Origin of the sequence: Pseudomonas mucidolens, assembly GCF_900106045.1 — a bacterium.
Lineage (GTDB): Bacteria > Pseudomonadota > Gammaproteobacteria > Pseudomonadales > Pseudomonadaceae > Aquipseudomonas > Aquipseudomonas mucidolens.
On the sequence record NZ_LT629802.1, the window covers coordinates 1,194,037 to 1,216,692 of the forward strand.

The 22,656-nt window shown below is 58.6% G+C and carries 19 protein-coding genes and 3 pseudogenes; 2 read left to right on the forward strand and 20 right to left on the reverse strand.

Annotated elements, in window-relative coordinates; translation table 11 throughout:
• Positions 1-106 precede the first annotated feature (106 nt).
• From BLU75_RS05925 to galB, 8 genes are all read right to left on the reverse strand, one after another.
• Positions 107-1,336, reverse strand: coding sequence for an OprD family porin (locus BLU75_RS05925; protein ID WP_084377523.1), 1,230 nt, complete (start codon positions 1,334-1,336; stop codon positions 107-109).
• A 91-nt stretch (positions 1,337-1,427) separates the two neighbouring features.
• Positions 1,428-2,660 carry a dicarboxylate/amino acid:cation symporter gene (locus BLU75_RS05930; protein ID WP_231982660.1) on the reverse strand — a complete coding sequence of 411 codons (1,233 nt, stop codon included), beginning with the start codon at positions 2,658-2,660 and terminating at the stop codon, positions 1,428-1,430.
• Between the two features lie 134 nt (positions 2,661-2,794).
• Complete coding sequence (locus BLU75_RS05935) at positions 2,795-3,658, reverse strand: amidohydrolase family protein (protein ID WP_084377527.1); 864 nt, start codon at positions 3,656-3,658, stop codon at positions 2,795-2,797.
• 113 nt (positions 3,659-3,771) lie between these two features.
• On the reverse strand, positions 3,772-4,656 hold the full coding sequence (locus BLU75_RS05940) for a LysR family transcriptional regulator (protein WP_084377529.1): 885 nt from the start codon (positions 4,654-4,656) through the stop codon (positions 3,772-3,774).
• A gap of 27 nt (positions 4,657-4,683) precedes the next feature.
• Positions 4,684-5,607 carry an NAD(P)-dependent oxidoreductase gene (locus tag BLU75_RS05945; protein ID WP_084377531.1) on the reverse strand — a complete coding sequence of 308 codons (924 nt, stop codon included), beginning with the start codon at positions 5,605-5,607 and terminating at the stop codon, positions 4,684-4,686.
• Positions 5,607-6,695 (reverse strand): 4-oxalomesaconate tautomerase, encoded by a 1,089-nt coding sequence (locus BLU75_RS05950; RefSeq protein ID WP_090221392.1) that lies wholly within the window; start codon positions 6,693-6,695, stop codon positions 5,607-5,609. Before BLU75_RS05950 ends, BLU75_RS05945 begins: the two co-directional genes overlap by 1 nt.
• Before the next feature lie 5 nt (positions 6,696-6,700).
• Positions 6,701-7,417 (reverse strand): 4-carboxy-4-hydroxy-2-oxoadipate aldolase/oxaloacetate decarboxylase, encoded by a 717-nt coding sequence (locus BLU75_RS05955; protein WP_084377533.1) that lies wholly within the window; start codon positions 7,415-7,417, stop codon positions 6,701-6,703.
• Positions 7,414-8,148 carry a 4-oxalmesaconate hydratase gene (gene galB, locus BLU75_RS05960; RefSeq protein ID WP_084377535.1) on the reverse strand — a complete coding sequence of 245 codons (735 nt, stop codon included), beginning with the start codon at positions 8,146-8,148 and terminating at the stop codon, positions 7,414-7,416. The genes BLU75_RS05955 and galB overlap by 4 nt, the downstream gene beginning before the upstream one ends.
• Positions 8,149-8,303: 155 nt before the next feature.
• Here galB and BLU75_RS05965 point away from each other — a divergent pair, with 155 nt between their 5' ends.
• Complete coding sequence (locus BLU75_RS05965; protein ID WP_084377537.1) at positions 8,304-9,515, forward strand: LysR family transcriptional regulator; 1,212 nt, start codon at positions 8,304-8,306, stop codon at positions 9,513-9,515.
• A gap of 36 nt (positions 9,516-9,551) precedes the next feature.
• Here BLU75_RS05965 and BLU75_RS27170 read toward each other — a convergent pair.
• The 5 genes and pseudogenes from BLU75_RS27170 to BLU75_RS05985 all read right to left on the reverse strand — a co-directional run.
• Positions 9,552-9,724, reverse strand: a pseudogene (locus BLU75_RS27170) (site-specific integrase); the annotation flags it as partial.
• 283 nt (positions 9,725-10,007) lie between these two features.
• Positions 10,008-10,189 (reverse strand): annotated as a pseudogene (locus tag BLU75_RS05970) (integrase); the annotation flags it as partial.
• Between the two features lie 96 nt (positions 10,190-10,285).
• Positions 10,286-10,576 (reverse strand): annotated as a pseudogene (locus BLU75_RS05975) (OprD family outer membrane porin); the annotation flags it as partial.
• Between the two features lie 131 nt (positions 10,577-10,707).
• Entirely contained in the window at positions 10,708-11,184 is a 477-nt protein-coding gene (locus tag BLU75_RS05980) for a MarR family winged helix-turn-helix transcriptional regulator (protein WP_084377539.1), read from the reverse strand.
• Between the two features lie 110 nt (positions 11,185-11,294).
• Positions 11,295-12,638 carry a spinster family MFS transporter gene (locus BLU75_RS05985; protein WP_084377541.1) on the reverse strand — a complete coding sequence of 448 codons (1,344 nt, stop codon included), beginning with the start codon at positions 12,636-12,638 and terminating at the stop codon, positions 11,295-11,297.
• A gap of 326 nt (positions 12,639-12,964) precedes the next feature.
• On the opposite strand from BLU75_RS05985, the gene BLU75_RS05990 reads away from it, so the two are divergent.
• Positions 12,965-13,945 (forward strand): AraC family transcriptional regulator, encoded by a 981-nt coding sequence (locus BLU75_RS05990; RefSeq protein ID WP_084377542.1) that lies wholly within the window; start codon positions 12,965-12,967, stop codon positions 13,943-13,945.
• 19 nt (positions 13,946-13,964) lie between these two features.
• Here the strand turns inward: BLU75_RS05990 and BLU75_RS05995 are convergent, their stop codons facing one another.
• The 7 genes from BLU75_RS05995 to BLU75_RS06025 all read right to left on the reverse strand — a co-directional run bounded on the left by BLU75_RS05995 (position 13,965) and on the right by BLU75_RS06025 (position 22,299).
• Positions 13,965-15,536 carry a methyl-accepting chemotaxis protein gene (locus tag BLU75_RS05995; protein WP_084377544.1) on the reverse strand — a complete coding sequence of 524 codons (1,572 nt, stop codon included), beginning with the start codon at positions 15,534-15,536 and terminating at the stop codon, positions 13,965-13,967.
• 15 nt (positions 15,537-15,551) lie between these two features.
• The gene (locus BLU75_RS06000) at positions 15,552-16,316 is read right to left on the reverse strand and encodes a class II aldolase/adducin family protein (RefSeq protein WP_084377546.1); all 765 of its coding nucleotides are present in this window, start codon (positions 16,314-16,316) and stop codon (positions 15,552-15,554) included.
• A 23-nt stretch (positions 16,317-16,339) separates the two neighbouring features.
• Complete coding sequence (locus BLU75_RS06005; RefSeq protein WP_084377548.1) at positions 16,340-17,326, reverse strand: ketopantoate reductase family protein; 987 nt, start codon at positions 17,324-17,326, stop codon at positions 16,340-16,342.
• Positions 17,327-17,412: 86 nt separating this feature from the next.
• Entirely contained in the window at positions 17,413-18,207 is a 795-nt protein-coding gene (locus BLU75_RS06010; protein ID WP_172832066.1) for an ABC transporter ATP-binding protein, read from the reverse strand.
• Positions 18,204-20,006, reverse strand: a complete 1,803-nt coding sequence (locus BLU75_RS06015; RefSeq protein ID WP_084377552.1) for a branched-chain amino acid ABC transporter ATP-binding protein/permease — start codon at positions 20,004-20,006, stop codon at positions 18,204-18,206. Before BLU75_RS06015 ends, BLU75_RS06010 begins: the two co-directional genes overlap by 4 nt.
• On the reverse strand, positions 20,003-21,040 hold the full coding sequence (locus BLU75_RS06020; protein WP_084377554.1) for a branched-chain amino acid ABC transporter permease: 1,038 nt from the start codon (positions 21,038-21,040) through the stop codon (positions 20,003-20,005). The genes BLU75_RS06015 and BLU75_RS06020 overlap by 4 nt, the downstream gene beginning before the upstream one ends.
• A 107-nt stretch (positions 21,041-21,147) precedes the next feature.
• The gene (locus tag BLU75_RS06025; protein ID WP_090221393.1) at positions 21,148-22,299 is read right to left on the reverse strand and encodes an ABC transporter substrate-binding protein; all 1,152 of its coding nucleotides are present in this window, start codon (positions 22,297-22,299) and stop codon (positions 21,148-21,150) included.
• Positions 22,300-22,656 lie beyond the last annotated feature (357 nt).

Below are 22,656 nucleotides of genomic sequence, written 5' to 3' on the forward strand. Positions count from 1 at the left end.
CGGTCACAGCATTCTGCCAGCCCCGGTCTTCGCGTTACCGGCCGCCGCCCGTGGAACGCTATTAGGCGGCGTAACTGACTTCTCTCCAACGGCATTTGACTTCCGTTTAAAAGGATGTGAACACGTAACTTGCGATCAAGCGTGTCTCGTCAATATCTCTGGCGTCGTCACTACGATAGGTCGCGTTCCTCAACCGCACAGAAAAGCCTTTAAGGCTCCCCTGAAAGGCGTAGCTCACATCCACATCGCGCTCCCATTCCTTCTCGGTGCCGACTTTCTTCAATCCATCTCCATGGATGTACGCCGTAAAAAAGCTCAAGCCGGGAATGCCCATGGCTGCGAAGTCGTAACCATACCGCAGCTGCCAGCTACGTTCGCCTGCGCTTCCGAAGTCGTGGTATTGAACGTAGTTGGGTAGGTAGGGGTTATTGATGTAAGGAAAGCCCGTAGCACCGCCCATGACCTGATAGGTCGCCATAACACTGTGCCCATTATCCAGGTTGTAGCCGAACGCGGCAGCGTATGCGCGGTTATCAACCTCTCCTGCTTTAGCTGCGCCAACATCACGACTTGAGAAGGCACGCAGGTCAGTGGTCAACATGCCTTTGCCGAGGCGCGTGTTATGTATCAATCCAGCGAACTGCTGACGGTACACGTCATCAAGCTCGCCATAAAAGTACGTTGCACTCAGTTCTGGCGTTAGCTTGTAGGTCCCGCCGCCATATCGATAGTTGTCGCCGATACCGGTTGCACGATAGCGACCATCTTTCACTGCGAGGGTTATGTCCTGAAGGTCGGTAGAGTCGGGTGCGATTGTCTTATCGAATTGCGCCAGGTTCAGGGTCAGGCGATCTACATCGGTAGAGTTGATCTGCCAGCCCTGGAACGTCTGAGGAAGCAGTCGGCTGTTGTTGTACTGAAGCACTGGAACCTTTGGCAATGACATGCCGTAGCGCAGTGATGTTTGAGATACTTTGAGTTTGACTCCATAGCCTGCTTTTGAGTATTCATCAGCGGCCTCACCGGAAGCCCGTTTGGGGAGCAGGCCGCTACCGGAACGGTTTGGGCTCGAATCCAGTTTGTAACCTGCAAACACCAGTGCGTCGGCGCCAAAGCCGATGATTCCCGGTGTGTATCCCGACTCATAGTTGAGCAAAAAACCTTGGGCCCATTCTTCTCTTTTGGATACGCCCGTTCCCTGACGAAAATCCCCGTTATAGTAGAAGTTTCGTGCTTCCAGGCGAATCTTGCTGTCTGCGATAAAATCATCGGCCATTGAGGTGTCGATGGAGATAAGTGCAGGTGTGAGCAAAGCAACATATAAGGCGCGGTTCATTTTTATTATTTTCCTGACGCAGGGAGTCGCTGCTCGGTGCTGGACCGAACAGTGACTGTTTAGAAGTGGTGTGATCGATAGAGCAGAAGTTTTACGGCTTGGTGCCAAGTTCCTGGGCGAGCTTGTCGCGATCCAGTTCTTTTTCCCACGCTGAGACAACCAGCGCGGCGACACCGTTACCCACCAGGTTAGTCATGGCGAGTCCGGTGCCCATGAAGCGGTGGATACCCAGAATCAACACCATGCCCGCCACCGGTACAAGCGGCACCACCATCAAGGTGCTGGTCAGCATGACAAAGGCGGCGCCTGACACACCGCTGGCACCCTTAGAGGTGAGCATGGCCACGATGACTAACGTCAGTTGTTGAGAAAGTGACAGGTCGATGTTCAGCGCTTGAGCGATGAAGAGCACCGACATCGTCAGATAGATGTTGGTACCGTCGAGGTTGAAGGAGTAGCCGGTGGGAATGACCAGCCCGACGACAGGTTTGGAGCACCCGAGTCGCTCCATCTTTTCCATGATCTGCGGCAGCACCACTTCCGATGAGCTGGTGCCAAGCACGACCAGCAACTCCTCTTTGATGTAAGCGATAAAGCGCAGGATGCTGAACCCGCAAACTTTCGCCACGCCACCCAACACCACGATGACAAACAATGCACACAGGATATAAAAACTGCCGACCAGTTTCATCAGCGGCAGGAGCGCACCGACACCGTAAGTACCGACGGTGAAAGCGATGGCGCCGAACGCGCCGATGGCGGAAAGCTTGGCGATGATGTGCACAATGCGAAAGAACACGCCGGACAGCCCTTCGATCATGTCGTAGACCGGTTTGCCTTTCTCGCCCATGGCTGACAGTGCGCACCCGAAGAGCACGGAGACCAGCAATATGCAAAGCACGTTACCTTCTGCAAACGCCTGCACAAACGTCGAGGGAATGATTCCCATCAGAAATTCGACCATGTGCATGTGCTGAGCCTTCTCGGCGAAACCAGTGACCGCCGACGCGTCCAGCGAATTCACATCCACATTGAAACCTGCACCTGGACTAAACAGGTGACCACCGATAAGGCCGATCAGCAGTGAAACAGTGGAGATGACTTCGAAGTAGAGCAGTGCTTTCCCTCCGACTCGACCCACTTTTTTCAAATCGCGCATACCGGCGATGCCGGTAACGACTGTGCAAAAAACCACAGGGCCGATAATCATCTTGATCAGCTTGATGAACGCATCGCCCAGCGGCTTGAGGTCGGCAGCAAATGTGGGCCAGAAGTGTCCGACGGCGACTCCCGCGATAATCCCCAAAAGGACTTGAAAGTACATCGCGCGATAGAAGGGCGGCTTAGTCTTCACCTTGATAGGAATGCTTACGTTTACCTGAGCAGATGCAGGACTGGGGTTCATGGCGTTCACTCACTGAAAGTCTTATTTTTGGAGGTGCAGCAAAGGTGTTGCGCTTAGCGTCCGTATAGCTTCATCGGGTTATCGATCAGCAGTTTTTGACGCAGCAGAGGATCGGTACAGAAGTCGAACATCAGGTCAACCAGCTCGCCGTCGTTGGGCATATCTTTACTAATGTTCGGATGCGGCCAATCAGTGCCCCACAGGACGCGTTCCGGCGCTAGCTCAATCAGCTTCTGCGCGAACGGAACGGCATCTTCGAATGGTCGCCGCCCGACCGATACACGCTCTGCGCCACATACCTTGACCCACGCCAGCGGATTTTCCATCAGTTGCTGCAATGCCAGGAAGGACTGCTGCTCAATACCATCCTGCGCTTTGACGCGACCCATATGGTCGATGATGAAAGGTACGGGTATCCGCGCCAATCTGTCCGCATAGGTCAGGATGTCCTGTGCATCAAGGTGCAGGACGACATGCCATCCCAAATCCGCAAGGCGGTCCACTGTGCTATCAAAGACGTCCAGATCGGGTGCGCCACCCAGGTGTGCAACGAAGTTGAACCGCACGCCACGAACACCTCCAGCGTCCATCTCGGCAAGGTATTCATCGGTCTCACTACCGTCAACGATTGCTACGCCTCGATACCGTCCTTCACTGCGAGCGATAGCGTCCAACATCGCGCGATTGTCACTTCCGTGACAACTGGCCTGGACAATTACACCGCGAGTGAATCCCAAGTGGTCGTGCAATGCCCGTAACGTTTCAAACGGGGCGTCTGGCGGGGTATAGCTACGATCTTCTGCATAAGGGAAGTCAGCCGCAGGGCCGAAAACGTGGCAGTGAGCATCCCAAGCGCCCACAGGAAGTGGCTGCTTTGGTTTTGTAGGATTGGCGTCAGGGGCGAGGCAGGTTTTCATCTCGTGTCCTTTAGTTATCGTTAGCGGAAGCGATAGCCGATGGTGGCCGTCTCGACGCCTTACAACAACAAGACACAGGCTCTAGCAGTTATGCGGATTTTGCATGCATCTATTCAGTCTATGCAGATCTCACGAACCAATGACATTGTCTGTTCTGCTAGGCGAGACAGCGGACGCTGCTCAAACGTGGCGATAAATAAGTGTGTCTGGATGGACGGATCAACGATCTGTGCAGCTTTGAGTCCTTCGAGCTTCCCGTCGCCGTTTGCCAGAGCCGAGCGAAACAGTACGCCGTAGCCCATGTTGAGATTGATCAGCTCCAATAGCGACGGGATGCTATCGACCTCCAGGCAAACATTCAGATGCACCTCATGCCTCGACGCTTCATTCTCGATGAGGCGGCGTATGGAGTGAGGTTCGCTGGGAGTGATTAAAGGGTATTGGCCCAAGTCTTTCATCGATACCTGGGAAGGGAGGTTGGAGTGCTGGCTACCTATGAGCATCAATGGTTCTGAGTGGATGTGCTCATATTGCAGTTGTGCGCTGTGGCCAGGATTGAAGAGCAGTGCGAAATCCAGGCGACCCAGAAGCAGCCACTCGCGCATCGAATGAGTCAGGCCTTCCTTGATCCCCAATATGCAGTCAGGAAAGCGCTCTCGGAAGGCAGAGACCACTGCCACGGTGTGGCGCCGGGAAATACTGGGAGGAAGCCCGACCACTACCTTGCCAGACAATGTGTCGCGTTGTTCGCGCAGGTCTTCACGCGCCACCTGCACCTGCCGCAAGATGCCTTTGCCATGATCGAACAAGCGTTGCCCGGAAGCGGTCAGTAAGACGCCTCGGCCATTTCGCAAGAGCAGATGCTCCTGCAGTTCGACCTCAAGCTGCCTGACCTGACGGCTAACGACCGACTGAGAGATGTTCAGTACGGCGGCGGCCTTGGTGAAGCTTCCGAACTCGGCCACCCGTACGAAACATTCGAGCTGTTTTAGATCCATGAATGCGACTCTGGGAAAAAGGCTATGTTACCGCTTTTCCCGGACAGTGCTTTCATGAGCGATTGGACTGCCATACACCGTGTCGATCAGGTTTATCCAGTCGAATGGCTCAAGGTGTGAGTAATCAATATCGGCATCAAGCATGGCATCGACGAGCCCGAGCTGAGCGCTGACGATGGCTTGGCTCATGTTCGGAACCACGTCGACGTCGCGAGCGGTTTTTGCGACCTCTTTCATTTCCTCTGCGCGACGCCGACCGTGCTCGGCCACGCGACTGATCAAGTAGTGGGGTAGGGCGCCGTCCCAACCCATCTGCGGAAAACTCTGGTGCAGTGACGCCAGCACCTCACCCTCGGCATGGTACTGGCGAGCGGTACTCAGACATTCAGTGGTGAGTGCTTCCAGGCCTTTGATCATGATGCTTCGACACATCTTTATCGCTGACGCTACGCCAATCACATTAGCCACTACCCGCACGTTCATGCCTAGCCCGCTTAATCGTTCAGCGACCAAGGTGGCGTGTTGGCCGCCTAACAGGATGGGTGTTTTCAAGCGTTGTGGTGGTACCGGCGCCATGACTGCGGCATCAATGTAATCGACGCCATGCAGCTCCATCGCTTTGGCTGCTGCCCGCTTCGTAGAGGGCGCCACCGAGTTGATGTCGATAAACAGTTGTCCGGGCTTCATCAGTGGCGCCGCGTTCAGTGCGACTTCGAGTGCGTTATCCGCTGTGACGGCTGAAATGATCCACTCGCCAAGCGCTGTCGCTTGAGCCGCACCCTCGCACAGTTGAACGCCACACCGCTGGGCTTTTTCATGCAGCGCGGCTCGTTTGGCCGGGTCTTCAAGGAGTCGATCATAGGCGTAGATCCTCACGCCCTGTGCTGCAAGATCCTCGCCCAGAATGGCACCGGCTTCGCCGAAGCCGATCATAGATACGGTCGTGGTCATTACGATTTCACCGTTTTTTGCCAGACGTCGCCAGGAATGAGCACGTTGCCTTCGAACAACAGCCGTGCCGTGCGCACCAACCCGCAACCGGCTAACTGACCGTCAATTACACGCAGCTCCACCGTGAACTCGCCGGTTGGATGCTCGACAGACAATTGGACTCGATCACCTGCTTCTACTTGGGCCAAACTGCTCGCGACTGTCCCTTGAATCAGGCAGGCAGAGGCGACACTGACAGCGCCGAACACCCCTATAGATGTGTGACAGCGGTGAGGAATGAAGGTACGGCTGCCAATAGCGCCTCCGTTGCGGGGGGCTGCTATCAGGGACATTTTCGGTACTGTGCGATCGCGCACATCCCCCAGATTCATCAACGGGCCCGCCTGCAGCCGGATCGATTCCAGCAACGCTTTGAGCGCCATGTTGGCGTCCAGTTGCTCGGGGTTTTCATCGCCCGTGCACCCCACATCAGTCGCCCTGATCAGCACAACAGGCATTCCATTGTCGATACACGTCACTTCAATGCCATCGAAGCGGTCAATGGCATTTCCGGTAGGCAAGAGCGCTCCGCAACTGGAGCCGGCAATGTCTTCGAACTCGACAATCAGAGGAGCACTGGTGCCAGGAACTCCATCGATGCGGGTATCCCCTGCGTACTCGACGATGCGACCTGGTGTGCGGACGTTAGCCACGGCGATCTGGCCGGTGTTCATCATGAAAATCCGTACGGTCGTCAGCGATTCGTCTGCGCTGATCAGCTCTCGCTCGATTGAAAAGGGGCCGACGCCGGCAAGGATGTTTCCGCAATTCTGGCCGTAATCAACTTGAGCGTGTTCGACTGAAACCTGAGCAAACAGATAATCGACATCAGCATCCGGGCGATCTGAACGGCTGATGATGGCGACCTTGCTGGTCAGCGAATTTGCTCCCCCGATGCCATCTATCTGGCGTGCATCGGGTGAGCCCATGACGGCCAGTAATACTTGATCACGCAGCTTACCTTCAGGCGGCAGATCGTCAGCCAGGAAGTAAGCGCCCTTGGATGTACCTCCACGCATCATGAGGCACGGAATTCGGGTCTGGCGCATGAAGGTCATCCTTGCAGGTCTGTGAGGCTGTCGTAGTAAGTCAGGCCCCGGTCGACGAGCTTCTGACGCATCTCATAGATATCCAGCCCCAATTCGCCGGATGCCAGGCGCACCCGTTTCTGCTCTTCGATTCGAGCGCGTTTTCGGCTGGTTTCAAACACGCCGGGTAACTCTTCGCGGCGAACAATGACCACGCCGTCATCGTCAGCCACTACGACGTCACCGGGCTCGACCAACTGGCCGGCGCAGATGATCGGTATGTTGACCGAGCCCAGGGTTTCCTTGACCGTGCCTTGGGCATGAACCGCTCGCGACCATACCTTGAAGCCCATGTCCCGCAGCGTCCGGGTATCGCGTACCCCGGCGTCAATGATCAGGGCCCGTACCCCTCGGGCCATCAACGAGGTGGCGAGCAAGTCGCCAAAGTAGCCATCGGTGCATGGCGACGATGTCGCGACCACCAGAATGTCGTCGGGTTGGCACTGTTCGACGGCTACGTGAAACATCCAGTTATCGCCCGGCGCGACCAACACGGTCACCGCCGTTCCGCTGATGCTCTGGTTCTGCTGGATGGGACGAATGGCCGAATCCAAAAGACCTTTGCGTCCTTGGGACTCATGCACGGTGGCAACGCCGAAGCGATCCAGTTCGTCGATCAGTGCCGAGTCAGCACGGGGAATATTACGTACCACAATGCCGGTTTTTCCGATCGGTGTGCTCATGCCAGATTCTCCGTCACCCGTGGGAAGAGGCTTTGGTAGCCCTCGGCATATACGATGTTACGGGTAGAGGCGATACCCACATTGCGCTTGGCCTGTACACCGCGTTGCAGGGCGACACGGGTGTAGTATTCCCAGAGATGCTCCTGGCCCGCCATGCACTGGATGGCGGCGTATTTCTTGTCCCAGACCTCGGTGATGTCCAACAGCACATCCGGGCGCCATTCGCATTGCTCGGGCTGATGGGGTTCGAAGCTGTAAACGGGTGGGGCACCCACAATTTTTTCGCCAGGCTTGTAGCCTTCGGCCTGAGCGATGATGCGGGCTTCCTGCGTCAGGTTCATCGCCAGCGGGTGATCGTAGTTGTAGGGGTCTTTGATCGAGTGACTGAGGACGAACTCCGGTTGCACGCGACGAAACACATCGGCCAAACGAAACAGTGTCTCTTTATCGGCGCGCATCGGGTAGTCGCCGATGTCGAAGAATTCCACGCTCGCGCCAAGTATCTCCGCTGCGGCTTCAGCCTCGCTGCGACGCGCGGTTTTGACCTTGTCTTCAGACATCTCGCCTTTGCGCCAGAGCTTGGCCGACTCACCTCTTTCGCCATAGGACAAGCACACGATGTGTACGGCATAACCTTGTTGGGTGTGCAGGGCGATGGCGCCACCTGCGCGCCAGACGAAATCGGCAGAGTGGGCGCTGACGACTAATGCAGTTTTTGTTTTATTGATCATCGAAGGGCTCTTCTTGCGGCTGTTTGATAGCACCCACAGTCGCATTTGAGGGGGAGGTTGAATAATGCGTTCGGCGGCAATAGGTATGCGTTTTACTTATCGGGATGAGTTATGCATGCTGTGCACCCGCTTTCTCGAAAACTCGGCAGGTAGGCATGCACAGTCCTGAGTTGCCCAATTTGATGCAGGTTCGCGCGTTCCTTCGCGTTGTCGAATACGGCAGCGTATCCAAGGCATCTGCCGTGCTATTTCGTGCACAGCCTGTCGTGACACGCGCCATCCTGGCGCTGGAGAAGCGCCTCGGCGTCTTGCTGTTCGAACGCACCGTCAATGGTATGCGTCTGACCAATTACGGAGACCGTGTCATTCCTCGGGCTCGCCGGGCCCTGGAGGAATTGCTAGCCGTTCCGTCTTTGCTGGGGCACTCCGCCGAGCCGCTTTACCTGTTCCAGAACCGCCGCCTGGAAATGTTCGCGAAACTCTGTGAAACCCACCATATGCAAACCACGGCGAGTGCCCTAGGCGTTTCGCAGCCTGCGATCAGTGCCGCTATCAAAGTGCTGGAGCAGGGCAGTGGTGCGGGCCTGTTTGAACGCACGCCCCACGGTTTGCTGCCGACCCGCGCGTGCCTTGCAATGTTGCTGCGAGTGCGGCGAGCACTGAATGAACTGCGTCACATCGATGCGGACATCGCCGCGTTGAGTGGTTCCCTTCAAGGTGCCGTGCACGTGGGGGCCTTGCCGCTCGGGCGCACGGGAATACTGCCAGAAGCCATCGTGCGCCTGACCCTGGAACACCCCCACGTACGAGTCGTCACAAACGAAAGCCCGTTTGACCTGCTAGCCAGTGAAATGCGCGCTGGCGATGTGGATTTCGTACTCGGCGCTCTGCGCCCGTCGGTCTACGCCAGCGATCTGCATAGCGAAGCCTTGCTGCGGGAGGAAATGGTGATCCTGGTACGCCGCGACCACCCTTGGCTGGAGCGGACGCCTGTCTATGAGGACTTGAGTGCCGCCCGCTGGATCTTGCCTCGCGCCGGCTCTCCGGCACGGCAACTGCTAGACGCGTTTTTTGCCCACATCGGCATCGCCGCACCCAGCCCAGTGATTGAAACGGGCGACCTGGCGATTTTGCGCGGTGTGTTGCTGCGCTCAGACATGCTCGCTGCTGTTTCGGCGCATCAACTGGAACACGAAATGGTCAGCGGTGAGCTGGTGCGACTGCCGCTTTCCCTTAGCCACACCACGCGCCCCATTGGCCTGATCTCCAGAGCGGGGGCGTTTCAATCGCCTGCGGCGCAGGCGTTGATGGACAAGATTCGGGAGGTGGTAGGAGAGGCGGCGATGAGAATTACAGAATCGACCTGACGCAGGTTTGACCCCGACGTCGCCCCGCCATTCGCCAGCAAGGTGCAGTGCCTTGCGTATGTCAGTCAGGGATTTGTGCGGCCAGGAACCGCAGGAGTACTCTTTATTTTCTCCTGTCCCACCGATACCAATAGAAAAAGCTGACGGATACACCGTCCTTCATCATTGGCGGTCAGCGACTCGAGTTCCGTGATGGTGATTTTGGCCATGATATGGCTTCCCCTTACTTTTACCCCCTCAAAAACGCCGGCTCTTGATGGACGTTCCTGGACTCTCGTAGAGCAGAACACCGCTGGAGCTCAAGTAAATACTCGCTTGGAAAAATCCAGAGTAAAATTTTGGAAGCTTTCAAGAAGTATGAAAAAGGAGATGGGGTGCTAGGGGTCGAGTGTTCGAATCACTCCGTCCCGACCATATTTACTGAATAAAATCAGTCGCTTAAGCCGATCAGATAGATCGGCTTTTTTGTGCCTGCGCAAAACCCGCGCAAAACTACCCGGTGATTTCACTGATATTTAGGTCTGGAATCGCCTCGGACCAGATGATTTCCTCGTGGTCTCGCTGGTAGTTTTGGTCATGCCCTCGCTCGCATGGCCTGCGATCTTCTGCCCATCCTTTCCGGCTTTCTTGTACAGGTGTAGCGATAGCGCTCGAACCTCATGGAAGCCCGGCATCATGCAGTACGATCCGGCGGTAAGAACCTCCTCAGAAGCGATGCTCATCGCTATCCCGTTGCGTGGACACGTTGGTGCGAAGTGAGGCGTGGGTAGGCCGGCGGTGAAGGTGTGGCCGTTCACCAGGCAGGTGAATTGCGCGTTGCTCAGGCGACTGTCGACCTTGCCTTTGGTGACGCTGTCGCCGTGGTAGCCGAAGGTGTGGTAATCCGGGTCATGGCCCTTGGTGCCATCGGAGCGGTTGTCGAAGTGTCGCGGGTCGGTACGCAGGGTGCCGGGGCCGACCTGACAATCGTATTTGAGACCCAGAAAGTGCTGTTTGTAAAAGTCCTGCAGATTGCCGTAGTAGTACTGCAAGGTCAGGTCTTTGGTCGCTCTGTAATCCACGCACTGTACCAGGCAGTGCGCGATTGCCTGTAAAAAAGCAGAAATTCGATTTGTCGGGTTTGCGCTGTGCACTGGTGCTATTTAAGGCGTGCAGGTTGTTGGCCAGTGCCCACAGCGTTGGTCGTTGCGGGTCAGTCTTCCGGCAGGTTATTGAATATTTTTTCCAGTGTTCCGTTCAGTTTGGTGATCTGGGCTTCAGTCAGGCCTTTGAAACTGGTGCGGAAGATATCGCTGGTACCGTGCTGGATTTCTTCGATGGTATGGCGGCCGGTATCGGTGAGCGAAACCTGAGTTACCCGCCCGTCACTGGCGCTGGTATTGGTCTCTACCAGCCCGTCGGCTTTCATGCGATACACGATTTTGGTAATGGTCGAGAGTTTCGCGATGGCATGGATCGAGATTTCCGAAATGCTCGACTCGCCATTTTCCTTGAGGATGAACAGAATCCGCCAGCGCGGGATGTCCATATCGATTTTCTTCAGCGCTTTCTCCATGGCCATGGAGTAGCGGCCATGCAGGCGAGCCAGCCAGTAGAAGGGAAACTCTTCCTTCTTGAAGTCTGCGCTGGCGGGGTTGTATCGGCTCAGGCGCTTTTTCGGGGTGGTCATAAAGGTTGGCGTAGTCTTTCTGGTGAGCTGGATTTGATAGCGGGCGCCATTGTCGCGCCGCTCGCGGCAAAAAACCAGCAGGCACGCCGGAGCGTGCCTTAGGTAAGCCTTCAGGTGAGGCCTTCGTGTTTGAGACTCTCACGAAAGTGTCGGCAACCCTTGATCAGCAAGAGAAGGGTGAAAGCGATTGCGAAGGCATTGAGCAGGGAAATGGACGAGCCGACCATGGCGGGGTTCTGGAATAGCCGGTCGGTGAGCAGTGCGACCAGCGTGGTACCAAGACCCAGGCCAATCAGATTGGAGATCAGCAGGAACAGCGCGCTGATTTGCGCGCGCATCTGATTCGGCGGCAGGATCTGCATGGCCGCGGTTGACGCCGGCATTGGAAACGAAGCGAAGAACATCGCCGGGGCCAATAGCGCTACGGACATCCACAGTTCGCTGACCTGGGTGAACGCGATGGCGGGCACGGCCATGCCGATGGCTCCGATCACTCCCGCGCGGATCGGTGCATCGCTGTAACCTTTTTTCGCCAACCAATCGATCAGCCAACCGCCGCAAAACACGCCGCTGGTATTGGCTAGCAAAACCACGATCCCGAGCATGTAGCCGGTATCGCTGGGGGCGAGGCCGAATTTTCGCATATAGAAGGCCGGGGTCCAACTGAGCATGCAGAACAGCGTCATCGCGTAGAACGAAAACCCCAGGTAGTGACAGAAGAAGGTTTTGCGGTGCACTGCCAGGAACTTGAACGCCTGTTTCATGCTGGGCGCGTGGACCTTGCCCGCGGCGTCCAGTTTCAAGCCCTTGCGGGCCGGGTCGCGAATCGTCAGGGCAATCAGCAGGGCAACCAATACGCCCGGCAGGCCTACCAGAAAAAACGTCACCTGCCACGGCCGCATTTCGCCTAGCAATGGCACGGCGACACTGTCGAGGTTCTTCAGCAAGTCGATGACATAGCCGCCAATCAGAAAGGCCACACCGCCGCCAATGAACGAGCCGATAGAGTAGATAGCCACGGCGCGCCCGAGTTTTTCCCGGGGGAACATGTCGCTGAGCATCGAGTAGGTGGCCGGTGACAGCGCCGCTTCGCCAATCCCGACGCCGATGCGTGCCATGAACATCTGCAGGAAGTTTTTACTCACCCCGCACAGGGCTGTCGCCAGGCTCCAGAACGCGACGCCGATGGCGATGATTTTCGGTCGGGAGAATTTGTCCGCCAGCAGCGCGATGGGCATGCCCATGAAAGCATAGAACAGCGAAAAAGCCAGGCCATGCAGCAGGCTGAATTGAGTGTCGGATAACTGCATATCGTGTTTGATCGGTTCGATCATCAACGCCAGGATCTGACGATCGATAAACGAAAAAATGTAGGCCAGCATGCAAACGGTAACGACATACCATTCGTAGGCATAGCTTTTACGGGTGACCTCGGTCGGTGTTTTGCTGGTCATGCTGTTTGGCCCCTTCAGGGTTGGCAATCAGTCAGTCGGCGGCAGCGGTTGTTGCAGTTGGGTGTATCGGTGACACCATCGTTACCCGAGCGCCTACCCTGGTGCGTTTATTGGTTTTGTTGTGCGGTTCCAGGTTGCCAATGGCTTGGCTTGTGTGTGCTGCAAGACCTTTTTAAGCCGTTGTTTGCCTTGACTCTATGCGCCAGGCGCAGAGGCTGTTCCGCGCGCGCATAAAGCGTTTCCATGGCGTGAAAATTGCTTTCCATTTCCACTAAATTATCGATGTGCCAGCGGGCAGCATTGTCATTTTATGGAGGTGCTTCAGCATGTTCGATCAACGCTCTTCGCTCCGTCACCATTGCCTTATGAGTTCCGGCGGATTCGGCGAGGTCAAGGATCGGGTCAGTCATTACCTGTGGCCCCACCAGATGAAAATGCAGCAGGGCGGCGCCCTGCAATCGCAGCTGTATGGGGTGTTCTTCGGCAGTTCGGCGCTGTTCGATCTGCACTACGGCGCACCGGTGGAAATCGACGCCGGTGATATCAGCGACTATTACCTGATCCGGGTCACCCTGGAAGGTAGTGGCATGGTCAGTCTGGGCAAACAGCGTGCATTTTTGCGCAAGGGCGGATTGACCATTTCTTCGCCTTCGGAGCGCAGTTTTATCCGTATTGACAAGGACTGCCGCAACCTGATTTTGCGCGTCGATCGCGAAGCCCTCGAACGCCAGTTGCAAGTGTTGCTCAACCGGCGTTTGCGTCAGCCGCTGGTCTTCGATATCCAGGTCGAGGCCGAGCATCAGGGCATGGCGACGGTACGCGCCACCCTGGACTACATCTGCCAGCTGTATGGCGACGCCAGCCAGACACTGACCACCTCGGCCATGGGCGGGAGCCTGTCGGACTATTTGTTGTCGGTGCTGCTGACCCAGTTGCCGCACAATTACTCGGTCGATCTGCTGCAAGACCAGCGTCAGCCGATGCCTCACCACATCAAGAAGGCCCGTGACTACATCGAGCAGCACCTGGCAGAACCCATTGCCCTGGCGAGCCTGGCGCACTTCTGCGGAGTGTCCATCCGCACCTTGCAAAATGGCTTTACGCGCTTTCTCCAGCAAACCCCCAGCGACTATGTCCGCACCCGTCGGTTGGCCCTGGTACACCTGGCCTTGCAGCAGGCAGGACCGGCCGACAGCGTGACGGATGTTCTGTTGTGTCACGGGGTTGCCAGCTTCGGTCATTTCGCGATGCAGTACCGCAAGCAATACGGCTGCCTGCCGTCCGAGACCCTGCGACGACAGGCCTGACGCTTGAGGGTCGATTCGCTCAGCCCTGAAGAAAGCGCCGGGCCAGGTCGAGTTGGGAGTTGGCCAGTTGGTGCAGCTCCTCGCCGATCTGGGTACTGCGTCGGGACTGATCGCTACTGGTTTGCGCCAGGCTCACGATCTGGGAAATCTGCCCGTTGATCTCTTGGGCGACTTGACCTTGTTGTTCGATGGCCGAGGCCATCTGCAAACTCATGCCGGAGATCTGCCCGACTTCCTCGCAGATGCGCCGCAGCGCCGTTTGTACTTGGGCCACATCCTCGCGGGACTCTCGCGCGGCCGATTCGCCGCGTTGTGCTGTGGCCAACGCCAGGGCACTGCCGTCGCGCAATTGCTCGATGGAGCGCTGGATCTGTTCGGTGGATTCGCGGGTTCGGGTAGCGAGGCTGCGCACCTCATCGGCGACCACCGCGAAACCGCGTCCTGACTCCCCGGCACGGGCCGCTTCGATGGCCGCGTTCAGGGCCAGCAAGTTGGTCTGTTCGGCGATGCTGCGAATCACATGAGCGACGCCACTGATTGATTCGATCGATTCCGCCAGGCGGCTGACCGCCTGACCGATCTCTTCGACCGAGGTGCACAGGCCGGTCATCGAACGCTGGCTCTGCCCGGACATCCGGTCGCCGTCGTGAGCCAGGTGATCTACGGCTTGAGTCGCTTCGGCCGCGTGTTGCAGGTTGCGCGACAGCTCCTGGATTGTGGCACTCATTTGATGGACTGCGGCGGCGGACTGCTCGGCTTCTTCAAGTTGCCGTTGCAGGTGACCCGACTGGGTCTGCACCAGCATCGAGGATTCTTGCGCGCGTTGACGCACGGTCTCACCGTTGATCCGGATGCGCGCCATGACCGTGCGCATCCTCGTGTTCTGGCTGTTGAGCGCCATGTCAAAACGGCTGGCGACGCAGGCGCTGCCGTCCTGAAGCGATGCCAGCAAGGCATCGCTGTAGACCTGATCATGTCGAGCCATGATCCGGCGGACATCCGCGCGCTGTCTGGCTCGCCACTGCCAAGCCGAGGCGAGCACTCCGCCGAGCACCAGCAGGCCCGGTACCACGTCGATCTGTTCACCGATCATGGCGCCCATGACCAGCAGGCCCAAGAGCCACGCGATACCCTGGCTGCTGGCGTGTTCCTGCACCCGCCGGGCAAGTGTCAGTGGTCCGAGGCCGTCATTCAAGCGTCGATAGAGTTTCTCCGCTCGTAGGCTTTGGGCGGCGTCCATCGGGTGATAAGCCGTACCCAGTGCGTTCAGCTGACCGCCCTCGAGCAGCGGTACCACATAAAGATTGCACCAGAAGGTGGTGCCCTGTTTATCGCGGCCCATCATGGGCGCTGTCCACGGCACGCCGCTGCGCAGGGTCTTCCACATACGGTCGATGACTCGCTTGGGCATCAGCGGGTGATTGATCAGTTCATGTGGCTGGTTTAGCAAATCCTCCCGGCCGTAGCCGGTGAGCACCAGATAGGCGTCATTGCAGCCGAGTAAATGGCCTCGGATATCCAGGCGCGAGATCGGGATTTCTTCCAGCACCGGGGAGGTGGTCGGGTGTGCGAGTTCCACTGAGTTACCCATTGAACGCTCCCGCGCTTACCAGCATTGGCCGCGTTCGGTGCGCATTTTGCGAACCATGGCGTCGAAGAATTTTACAGCGAAGCCGCTGTCCCGAATAAGCATGGCCGTGAGTTCCGCGCACTTTTGGCTGACCGCCTCCGGCAGCGGATTGTCTTCACCGCCCAAGGCGCCGGCCTGACACTGGATTTCGGCGGCGCGCTGCACTGTCCACAGCAGGAAGAATGCCTTGGCGATGCCGCTTTCACCGACGGCAATACCGTGGTTGCGCAGCACCAGGATGTGCTTGTCGCCGAGACTGTCGATCATCCGGGCTTTTTCGTCATCGAACAGTGTGATGCCTTCGAAGGTGTGGTAGCCGATCCGTCCGTAAAGTTGCGCACCGTAAAAGTCGTTATGGGTAAAGCCGGCCTTTTTCGTGACGATGGCTGAAATCGGCGTGGTGTGCGTGTGGATCAGGCATTGAATGTCCGGGCGCGCACCGTGCACTGCGCTGTGCAGGGCGAAACCGGCAGGGTTGCCGTCATAGGGCGAGTCTTCGAGCTTCTTGCCGTGCAGGTCGACCTTGAGCAGGTTGGCCGGCGTCACTTCGGTGTAATTCAGGCCGAACGGGTTGACCAGGTAATGGTGCGCCGGGCCGGGCAGGCGTGCAGAAATATGGTTGAAGATGGTCTCGGTCCAGCCAAAGAAATCCACCAGGTGGTAGCAATGCGCAAGTTGCACGCGCAGTGCCCATTCTTCGTCGCTGTACTGTTGCGGTTTTTCCAATGGGCTGTGGTTCATGTCGGAGTCCTTGTCGTCGTGAGTCAGTGGCAGGCCTGGTCGCCGCGAAAGCGCGCCAGGGCAATGAGGTGTCGAGTGACGGGCATCGGGATCGCCATGTAATCGGCCAACTCCAGCACCGCGTCGCCGATGGCGGCCAACTCCAGGGGGCGGCCTTTTTCATAGTCCTGCAGCATCGAGGTGCGCACGGCGCCCATGCTGGCGCCGAGTTCGAGAAAGGTCTGTGGGTCGATGCTCACGCGCGCGCCATGCGCGGCGGCGGTGAGCAGGGTTTCGTGCAGGCAGGTGCGGACCAGCTCCTGCAACTCCGGTAGGCTGTAAAGCTGATCGAGGGTGGCGCCGGTAATCACCGAGAGTGGGTTGGAGGTGATATTGGCGATGATCTTGGTCCACAGGTTGTCGCGGATGCGTTCGGTGGCTCGCGCTTCGATTCCGGCACTTTCGATCAGCGCGCGCACACGCTCCAGGCGCGGGCTGAGGCGGTTGTCGAGTTCTCCGAAAATCATCAGGTGCGGGGTGTGTGATTCGACCACGGCGTTGGCTGTACAGTGGGCGGTAATGAACACCACGCAGCCGATCACATGGCGCAGGTCCAGGGCTTCGCCAAGAATCGACTGGGGATCGACCGCGTTCACGCGTTGCCCGTCGTAGCGTCCGCCTTCGCCATGGAAGTACCACCATGGCACGCCGTTGACGACCGGAATGACCACGGTCTCGGCGCCGATCATCGGTTGGATCTGTGGTAACAGGCTGGCCAGCGCTGGCGCCTTGGTGCAGAGAAAAATCAGGTCCTGTTCGCCCAGACTGGCGGCGTCGTCGCTGGCGTGAATCCGCACATGGTGGTCGCCGTCCAGATCGGACAGGTGAATGCCGTCACGGTGGATGGCCGACAAGGTTTCACCTCGGGCCAGTACGTTGACCGTATGGCCGCGACCAGCCAGACGTGCTGCCAGGGTGCAGCCGATGGCACCCGCACCGGCGATGCCGATGCGCAAGGGGGAAGCGTTCATCGCGACTCCGGGTGTTCAGAAAGACCTCGAAAGGCCGGGCTCGACGCCAGATCGGCGCCGTCTCGGGCACCGGGGCGGGGCGGCAGTCAGTTAGCGAGCATTTCCTGGTGTTTGCTGGCCAGGCCCAGATAGGCTTCTATCACGCGCGGATCGTCAGCCAGTTTCCGGGCAGGGCCCTGCATGGCGATCTGCCCGGTTTCCAGCACATAGGCGTAATCGGCCACCCGCAGGGCGGCGCGCGCGTTCTGCTCCACCAGCAGGATCGACACGCCTTGCTCGCGCAGCGCAGTGATGATGCGGAAAATTTCCCGGGTAATCAGCGGCGCCAGGCCCAGGCTCGGTTCGTCGAGCATCAGCAGCTTGGGCTTGGCCATCAGCGCCCGGCCCACCGCGAGCATCTGCCGTTCACCGCCGGACAACGTCGCCGCCAGTTGCTCGCGGCGCTCCCACAGGCGCGGGAACAGTTCGTAGACTTCGCCCAGGGTCTCGCTGTAGCGACGGTCGCCCCGGCGATGGCGTTGAAAGGCGCCGAGCAGCAAATTGTCGGCCACGCTCATGCTGGTAAACAGCTCGCGTTTTTCCGGCACCAGGCCCAGGCCCCGCGAGACCATCACTTCCACCTCCGGCAAGGTTTCCAGGCTGCCGTCGAAATGAACCTGACCCCGAGAGCCCAGCGCGCCCATGATTGCCGAAAGCAGGGTGGTCTTGCCGGCGCCATTGGGGCCGATTACCGTCACGATCTGACCCTTGCCGACCGTCAGGCTGGCGTTGCTCAGCGCTTCGACTTTGCCATAGGCCACGCTCAGGTCCTTGATCTCCAACACGGCGTCGTCGACCTGGTTACGCGGTGCGAGGTGCGGTTCCACTTGCATGTTCATCATTCAACTCCTCCCAGATAGGCTTCCAGCACCGCCGGATCCTTCTGTACGTCTTCGGGCAGGCCCTGAGCGATCCGCTGGCCGAACTCCATGACCACCACACGATCGACCAGGCCCATGACGAAGTCCATGTCGTGCTCGACCAGCAGAATCGCCATGCCTTCGCTGCGCAGGCGGCTGAGCAGGATGCCGAGGGCTTCCTTTTCTTTCAGGCGCAGACCGGCCGCGGGTTCGTCGAGCAGCAGCAGGCACGGATCGGCGCACAAGGCGCGGGCGATTTCCAGGATTCGTTGCTGGCCGAGGGCCAGACTCCCGGCCTCTTCATACAGGTAGTCACCAAGACCTACGCGTTCCAGCTGACGCTTGGCTTCGCTGAGCAATTCGGCTTCCTCGCGACGATCCAGGTGCAGGGCCGCCGACAGCACGCCTTGCTTGCCACGCAAATGCGCGCCAATAGCGACGTTCTCCAGCACGCTCATGTTGCCCAGCAGTTTCACGTGCTGGAAGGTGCGGCTCATGCCCATGCGCGCGACTTGCCGTGAGTTCAGGCCGTTGATTTTTTGACCCATGAACAGCACATCGCCGCTGCTCGGTGTATCGACACCGGAGAGCTGGTTGAACATGGTGCTCTTGCCGGCGCCGTTGGGGCCGATCAGTGCGAGGATTTCACCGGAGCGGATTTCCAGGCTCATGTCGTTGTTGGCAACCAGACCGCCGAAGCGCTTGGTCACATGTCGGGCCTCAAGGATCAGTTCGCCATGTTTGGGCAGTTGCCGGCGCGGCAGGGGCGTCGCGCTGGCGTCGATGTTCTGTGCCTTGGCGCGCACCTTGAAGCGGGCGGGTATCAGGCGCGTCAGCAGTGGCCACAGACCACCGGGCGCACGCTGCATCAGGACCACGATCAGGATGCCGAACACGATGATTTCGTAGTTGCCGGTGTTACCCAGCAGGTGCGGCAACCAGTCCTGCAACCATTGCTTGAGCATGGTCAGGATGCCCGCGCCGAGCAGAGCGCCCCAAACGCTGCCGACACCGCCGATCAAGGCCATGAATAGGTAGTCGATGCCCATGTTCAAACCGAATGGTGTCGGGTTGACGAAGCGTTGGGTGTGCGCATAGAGCCAGCCGGAAATCGCCGCGAAAACCGCAGAGATGACGAAGATCACCATCTTCGAGCGGAAGGTGTTGACCCCCATCGACTCGGCCATTACCTGGCCGCCCTTGAGTGCGCGAATGGCGCGGCCTTCGCGGGAATTCAGGAGGTTTTGAGTGATGACGATAGCCACCAGTAGCAAGACCCAGATCAGGTAGAAAATGTTCTCGCCTTTATCCAGCTTCAGGCCGAACAACGAAATCGATGGTAAACCGCCGACGCCGGTATGACCGCCCAGGGATTCCATGGTGCCGAACAGGTAGTACAGCGAAAGGCCCCAGGCAATCGTGCCCAGCGGCAGGTAATGCCCGGACAGCTTGAGCGTCAGCGCGCCGAGAATCAGCGCCACCGAGGCGGTGAGCACGACTCCCACCAGCAGCGTCAGCCAGGGCGACGTCCCCGCCCAGGCCAGCCAGGCCGGCAATTGTTCGGTGGTGGTCAGGTAGGCTGACGTGTAGGCGCCCAGTCCGACGAACGCGGCCTGACCGAAACTGGTCATGCCGCCAACACCGGTGAGCAGTACCAGCCCCAGCACCACCAGGGCGTACATGCCGATGTAATTGAGCAGGGTGACGTAGTACGGCGGCAACAGCAGCGGAGCGACGCCCACCACCAGCAACAAGGCAAGCATCAGATAGCGCGGATTCATTCTTCTTCCTCCACATGACGACTGGTGAACGAACGCCAAAGCAGGAACGGAATAATGAGGGTGAACACGATGATTTCTTTATAGGTACTGGCCCAGAACATTGAGAATGCTTCGATCAGGCCCACCGCCAGAGCGCCGAGCGCGGCGACCGGATAGCTGACCAGCCCGCCGATAATCGCGCCGACAAAGCCTTTGAGGCTGATGACGAAACCGGAATCGAAATACAGCGTGGTGATTGGTGCGATCAGGATCCCCGACAGCGTGCCGATCAGCGCGGCGAGCAGGAAGGTCGACTTGCCCGCGAGGGTCGGCGAAATACCCATCAGCCGGGCGCCCATGCGGTTGACCGCGGTGGCACGCAAGGCCTTGCCATAGAGCGTGCGCTCGAAGAACAGGTACAGCCCGACGATCAGCCCCAGGGACACGGCCAGCACCCAGAGCGTCTGGCTGTTGAAGGTGACCGGGCCCAGTTCCAGGCCGGCTTCGGAGAACGGTCGGGTGCGGGCGCCTTCAGGGCCGAACAACAACAGCGCAATACCGACCATGCTGACGTGCACGGCTATCGACACAATCAGCAGGACCAATGAACTGGCCGAGGCGATCGGCTGGAACACCAGACGATAGATCTGCGGCCCCAGCGGAACCACCAACGCCAGTGTCAGCAGCGCCTGGACCGCCATTGGCAAATCGGCCAGCGGCAAGGTGTTGATCAGCGCGGCCATCAGCCCGGCATAGCCGAGCTTGACGAGAATGCGTTTGGGAAAACGGAACGCCTGGCTCGAACGTGCGGCACCCCACACATCGAGTGCGCAATCGATCAGCGTCAGGCCGAGTAGCAGCCAGACCAGAGCAGTCGGGTGTCCACTCTGCAAAGTAGCCATGGTCAAGGCGCCGTAGGTCACGAATTCACCCTGGGGGATCAACAGGATCCGGGTCACGGTGAACACCAGGAGGATCGACAGGGCCAACAGCGCATAGATCGCGCCGTTGGTCATACCGTCCTGGCCCAGCAGCAAGGCTATCTGGAAATTCATAATGAGAGCTCTTTTCTACAGATTGAATATCAGGCCCGCCTGCCGGCGCAGGTCGACTCGCCGGCAATCGGGCAGGGCGCGCAGCGGGCTGTGCGTCCGGGTTTCGATCAGTTGTCGTGCAACAGCATCCAGTTGCCGTTCTTGACCACGATCAATTCGCGACCGCGTTCGTCGAAGCCGCTGTGGTCTTGCGGCGTCATGTTGTAAACACCTTGGGTGCCGGCCAGTTCGTGGCTTTGCTCAAGCGCATCACGCAGGGCTGCACGAAATTCGGGAGTGCCCGGTGCCGCTTTTTTGGCTGCAATCGGGATCGCCTGCTGTAACAGCAGGCCGGCGTCGAAGGTGTTCCCGCCGAAGGTCGCCGGCTTGCTGCCGTTGAGCTTTTCGTAGGCGGCGGTGTAGTCGCTGGCGATTTTCTTCGAAGGGTGGCTGTCCGGGATTTCATCGAGTACGAGCATCAGGCTGGCGGCCAAAACGGTGCCTTCGACCTTCTTGCCGCCCAGCTTGAGGAAGTCTTGCAGGGCCGCGCCGTGGGTCTGGTAGACCTGGCCGCGATAGCCCTGATCGAACAGGGTGGTCTGCGGCATCACGGCCGAGCTGCCCGGCGCTGCGACCAGCACTGCGTCGGGGCGGGAGGCGAGAATTTTCAGGCTCTGCCCGGTGACCGAAGTGTCCTGGCGCTGGAAGCGCTCGTTGGCCACGACCTTGATGTTCTGCTGCGCTGCCAGGCCGGCCATTACCTTGGCCCAGTTCTCGCCATAAGGGTCGCTGGTCCCGATGAAGCCGAGCGTCTTCACGCCTTTTTTGGCCATGTGTTCGAACAGCGCCTTGGCGATCAGGTCATCGTTCTGCGTGGTCTTGAATACCCATTTCTTCTGCTCGGTCATTGGCAGCACCACAGCGGCGGTGCCAACCGGTGCCAGCAACGGCACGCCAGCCTCGGCGACAAACTGGATCACGCCCATGGCGTTAGGCGAGCCGCTCGGGCCAATGATGGCATCGACATTTTCTTCGTCGATCAGTTTTTTCAGCGCCTTTACCGTAGCGGTCGGGTCGCTCGCATCATCCAGAGAAATGTATTTCACCGCCTGGTCACCGGCCTGGGCCGGCAGCAAGGGTACGGTGTTTTTTTGTGGCAGCCCGACCAGCGCGATCGGCCCGGTAGAGGAGGTGATGACACCGATTTTCACTTCAGCCTGCGCGGCAGCGGCGCAGGCGGCACTCAACAACAACGTGGACGCGGCTTTTCTGAAAAGCATGACTTTCTCCGAAGAGTTGCAACGCTGCAAAAGGCTAATGGCCAGCCGCCCCGACCACGACGTGATGCGAGTACGGCCCAAGGTACGGCCCTGTTTTTTTGTCGAACTGCTGCGACACCCGTGGTCTGTTACCGAGCCATCAGGGTGCCGGTCGACCATGAGTGATCGGTCGAAGGCGATGAGGGCAAAAGCAGATTGCATGCCAGAAATTTTTCGGTGCGTGGCAGAAAGCCGTTACCGCGTGCCTGATGCGAAGGCGTCGAGGCGATCCGGCCAAGATGATCCGAAGGTTTGGCGGAGGGCCATCTGAAGGACGGGTAAAACCCGCTTCACGCTATGCCGGACAAGACTTTGATC

Excerpts from the sequence above, each read along its gene's own strand:
- BLU75_RS05925 (WP_084377523.1), bottom strand. The coding sequence starts at position 1,336 with ATGAACCGCGCCTTATATGTTGCTTTGCTCACACCTGCACTTATCTCC.
- BLU75_RS05930 (WP_231982660.1), bottom strand. The coding sequence starts at position 2,660 with ATGTACTTTCAAGTCCTTTTGGGGATTATCGCGGGAGTCGCCGTCGGA.
- BLU75_RS05935 (WP_084377527.1), bottom strand. The coding sequence starts at position 3,658 with ATGAAAACCTGCCTCGCCCCTGACGCCAATCCTACAAAACCAAAGCAG.
- BLU75_RS05940 (WP_084377529.1), bottom strand. The coding sequence starts at position 4,656 with ATGGATCTAAAACAGCTCGAATGTTTCGTACGGGTGGCCGAGTTCGGA.
- BLU75_RS05945 (WP_084377531.1), bottom strand. The coding sequence starts at position 5,607 with ATGACCACGACCGTATCTATGATCGGCTTCGGCGAAGCCGGTGCCATT.
- BLU75_RS05950 (WP_090221392.1), bottom strand. The coding sequence starts at position 6,695 with ATGCGCCAGACCCGAATTCCGTGCCTCATGATGCGTGGAGGTACATCC.
- BLU75_RS05955 (WP_084377533.1), bottom strand. The coding sequence starts at position 7,417 with ATGAGCACACCGATCGGAAAAACCGGCATTGTGGTACGTAATATTCCC.
- galB (WP_084377535.1), bottom strand. The coding sequence starts at position 8,148 with ATGATCAATAAAACAAAAACTGCATTAGTCGTCAGCGCCCACTCTGCC.
- BLU75_RS05965 (WP_084377537.1), top strand. The coding sequence starts at position 8,304 with ATGCACAGTCCTGAGTTGCCCAATTTGATGCAGGTTCGCGCGTTCCTT.
- BLU75_RS05980 (WP_084377539.1), bottom strand. The coding sequence starts at position 11,184 with ATGACCACCCCGAAAAAGCGCCTGAGCCGATACAACCCCGCCAGCGCA.
- BLU75_RS05985 (WP_084377541.1), bottom strand. The coding sequence starts at position 12,638 with ATGACCAGCAAAACACCGACCGAGGTCACCCGTAAAAGCTATGCCTAC.
- BLU75_RS05990 (WP_084377542.1), top strand. The coding sequence starts at position 12,965 with ATGTTCGATCAACGCTCTTCGCTCCGTCACCATTGCCTTATGAGTTCC.
- BLU75_RS05995 (WP_084377544.1), bottom strand. The coding sequence starts at position 15,536 with ATGGGTAACTCAGTGGAACTCGCACACCCGACCACCTCCCCGGTGCTG.
- BLU75_RS06000 (WP_084377546.1), bottom strand. The coding sequence starts at position 16,316 with ATGAACCACAGCCCATTGGAAAAACCGCAACAGTACAGCGACGAAGAA.
- BLU75_RS06005 (WP_084377548.1), bottom strand. The coding sequence starts at position 17,326 with ATGAACGCTTCCCCCTTGCGCATCGGCATCGCCGGTGCGGGTGCCATC.
- BLU75_RS06010 (WP_172832066.1), bottom strand. The coding sequence starts at position 18,207 with ATGATGAACATGCAAGTGGAACCGCACCTCGCACCGCGTAACCAGGTC.
- BLU75_RS06015 (WP_084377552.1), bottom strand. The coding sequence starts at position 20,006 with ATGAATCCGCGCTATCTGATGCTTGCCTTGTTGCTGGTGGTGGGCGTC.
- BLU75_RS06020 (WP_084377554.1), bottom strand. The coding sequence starts at position 21,040 with ATGAATTTCCAGATAGCCTTGCTGCTGGGCCAGGACGGTATGACCAAC.
- BLU75_RS06025 (WP_090221393.1), bottom strand. The coding sequence starts at position 22,299 with ATGCTTTTCAGAAAAGCCGCGTCCACGTTGTTGTTGAGTGCCGCCTGC.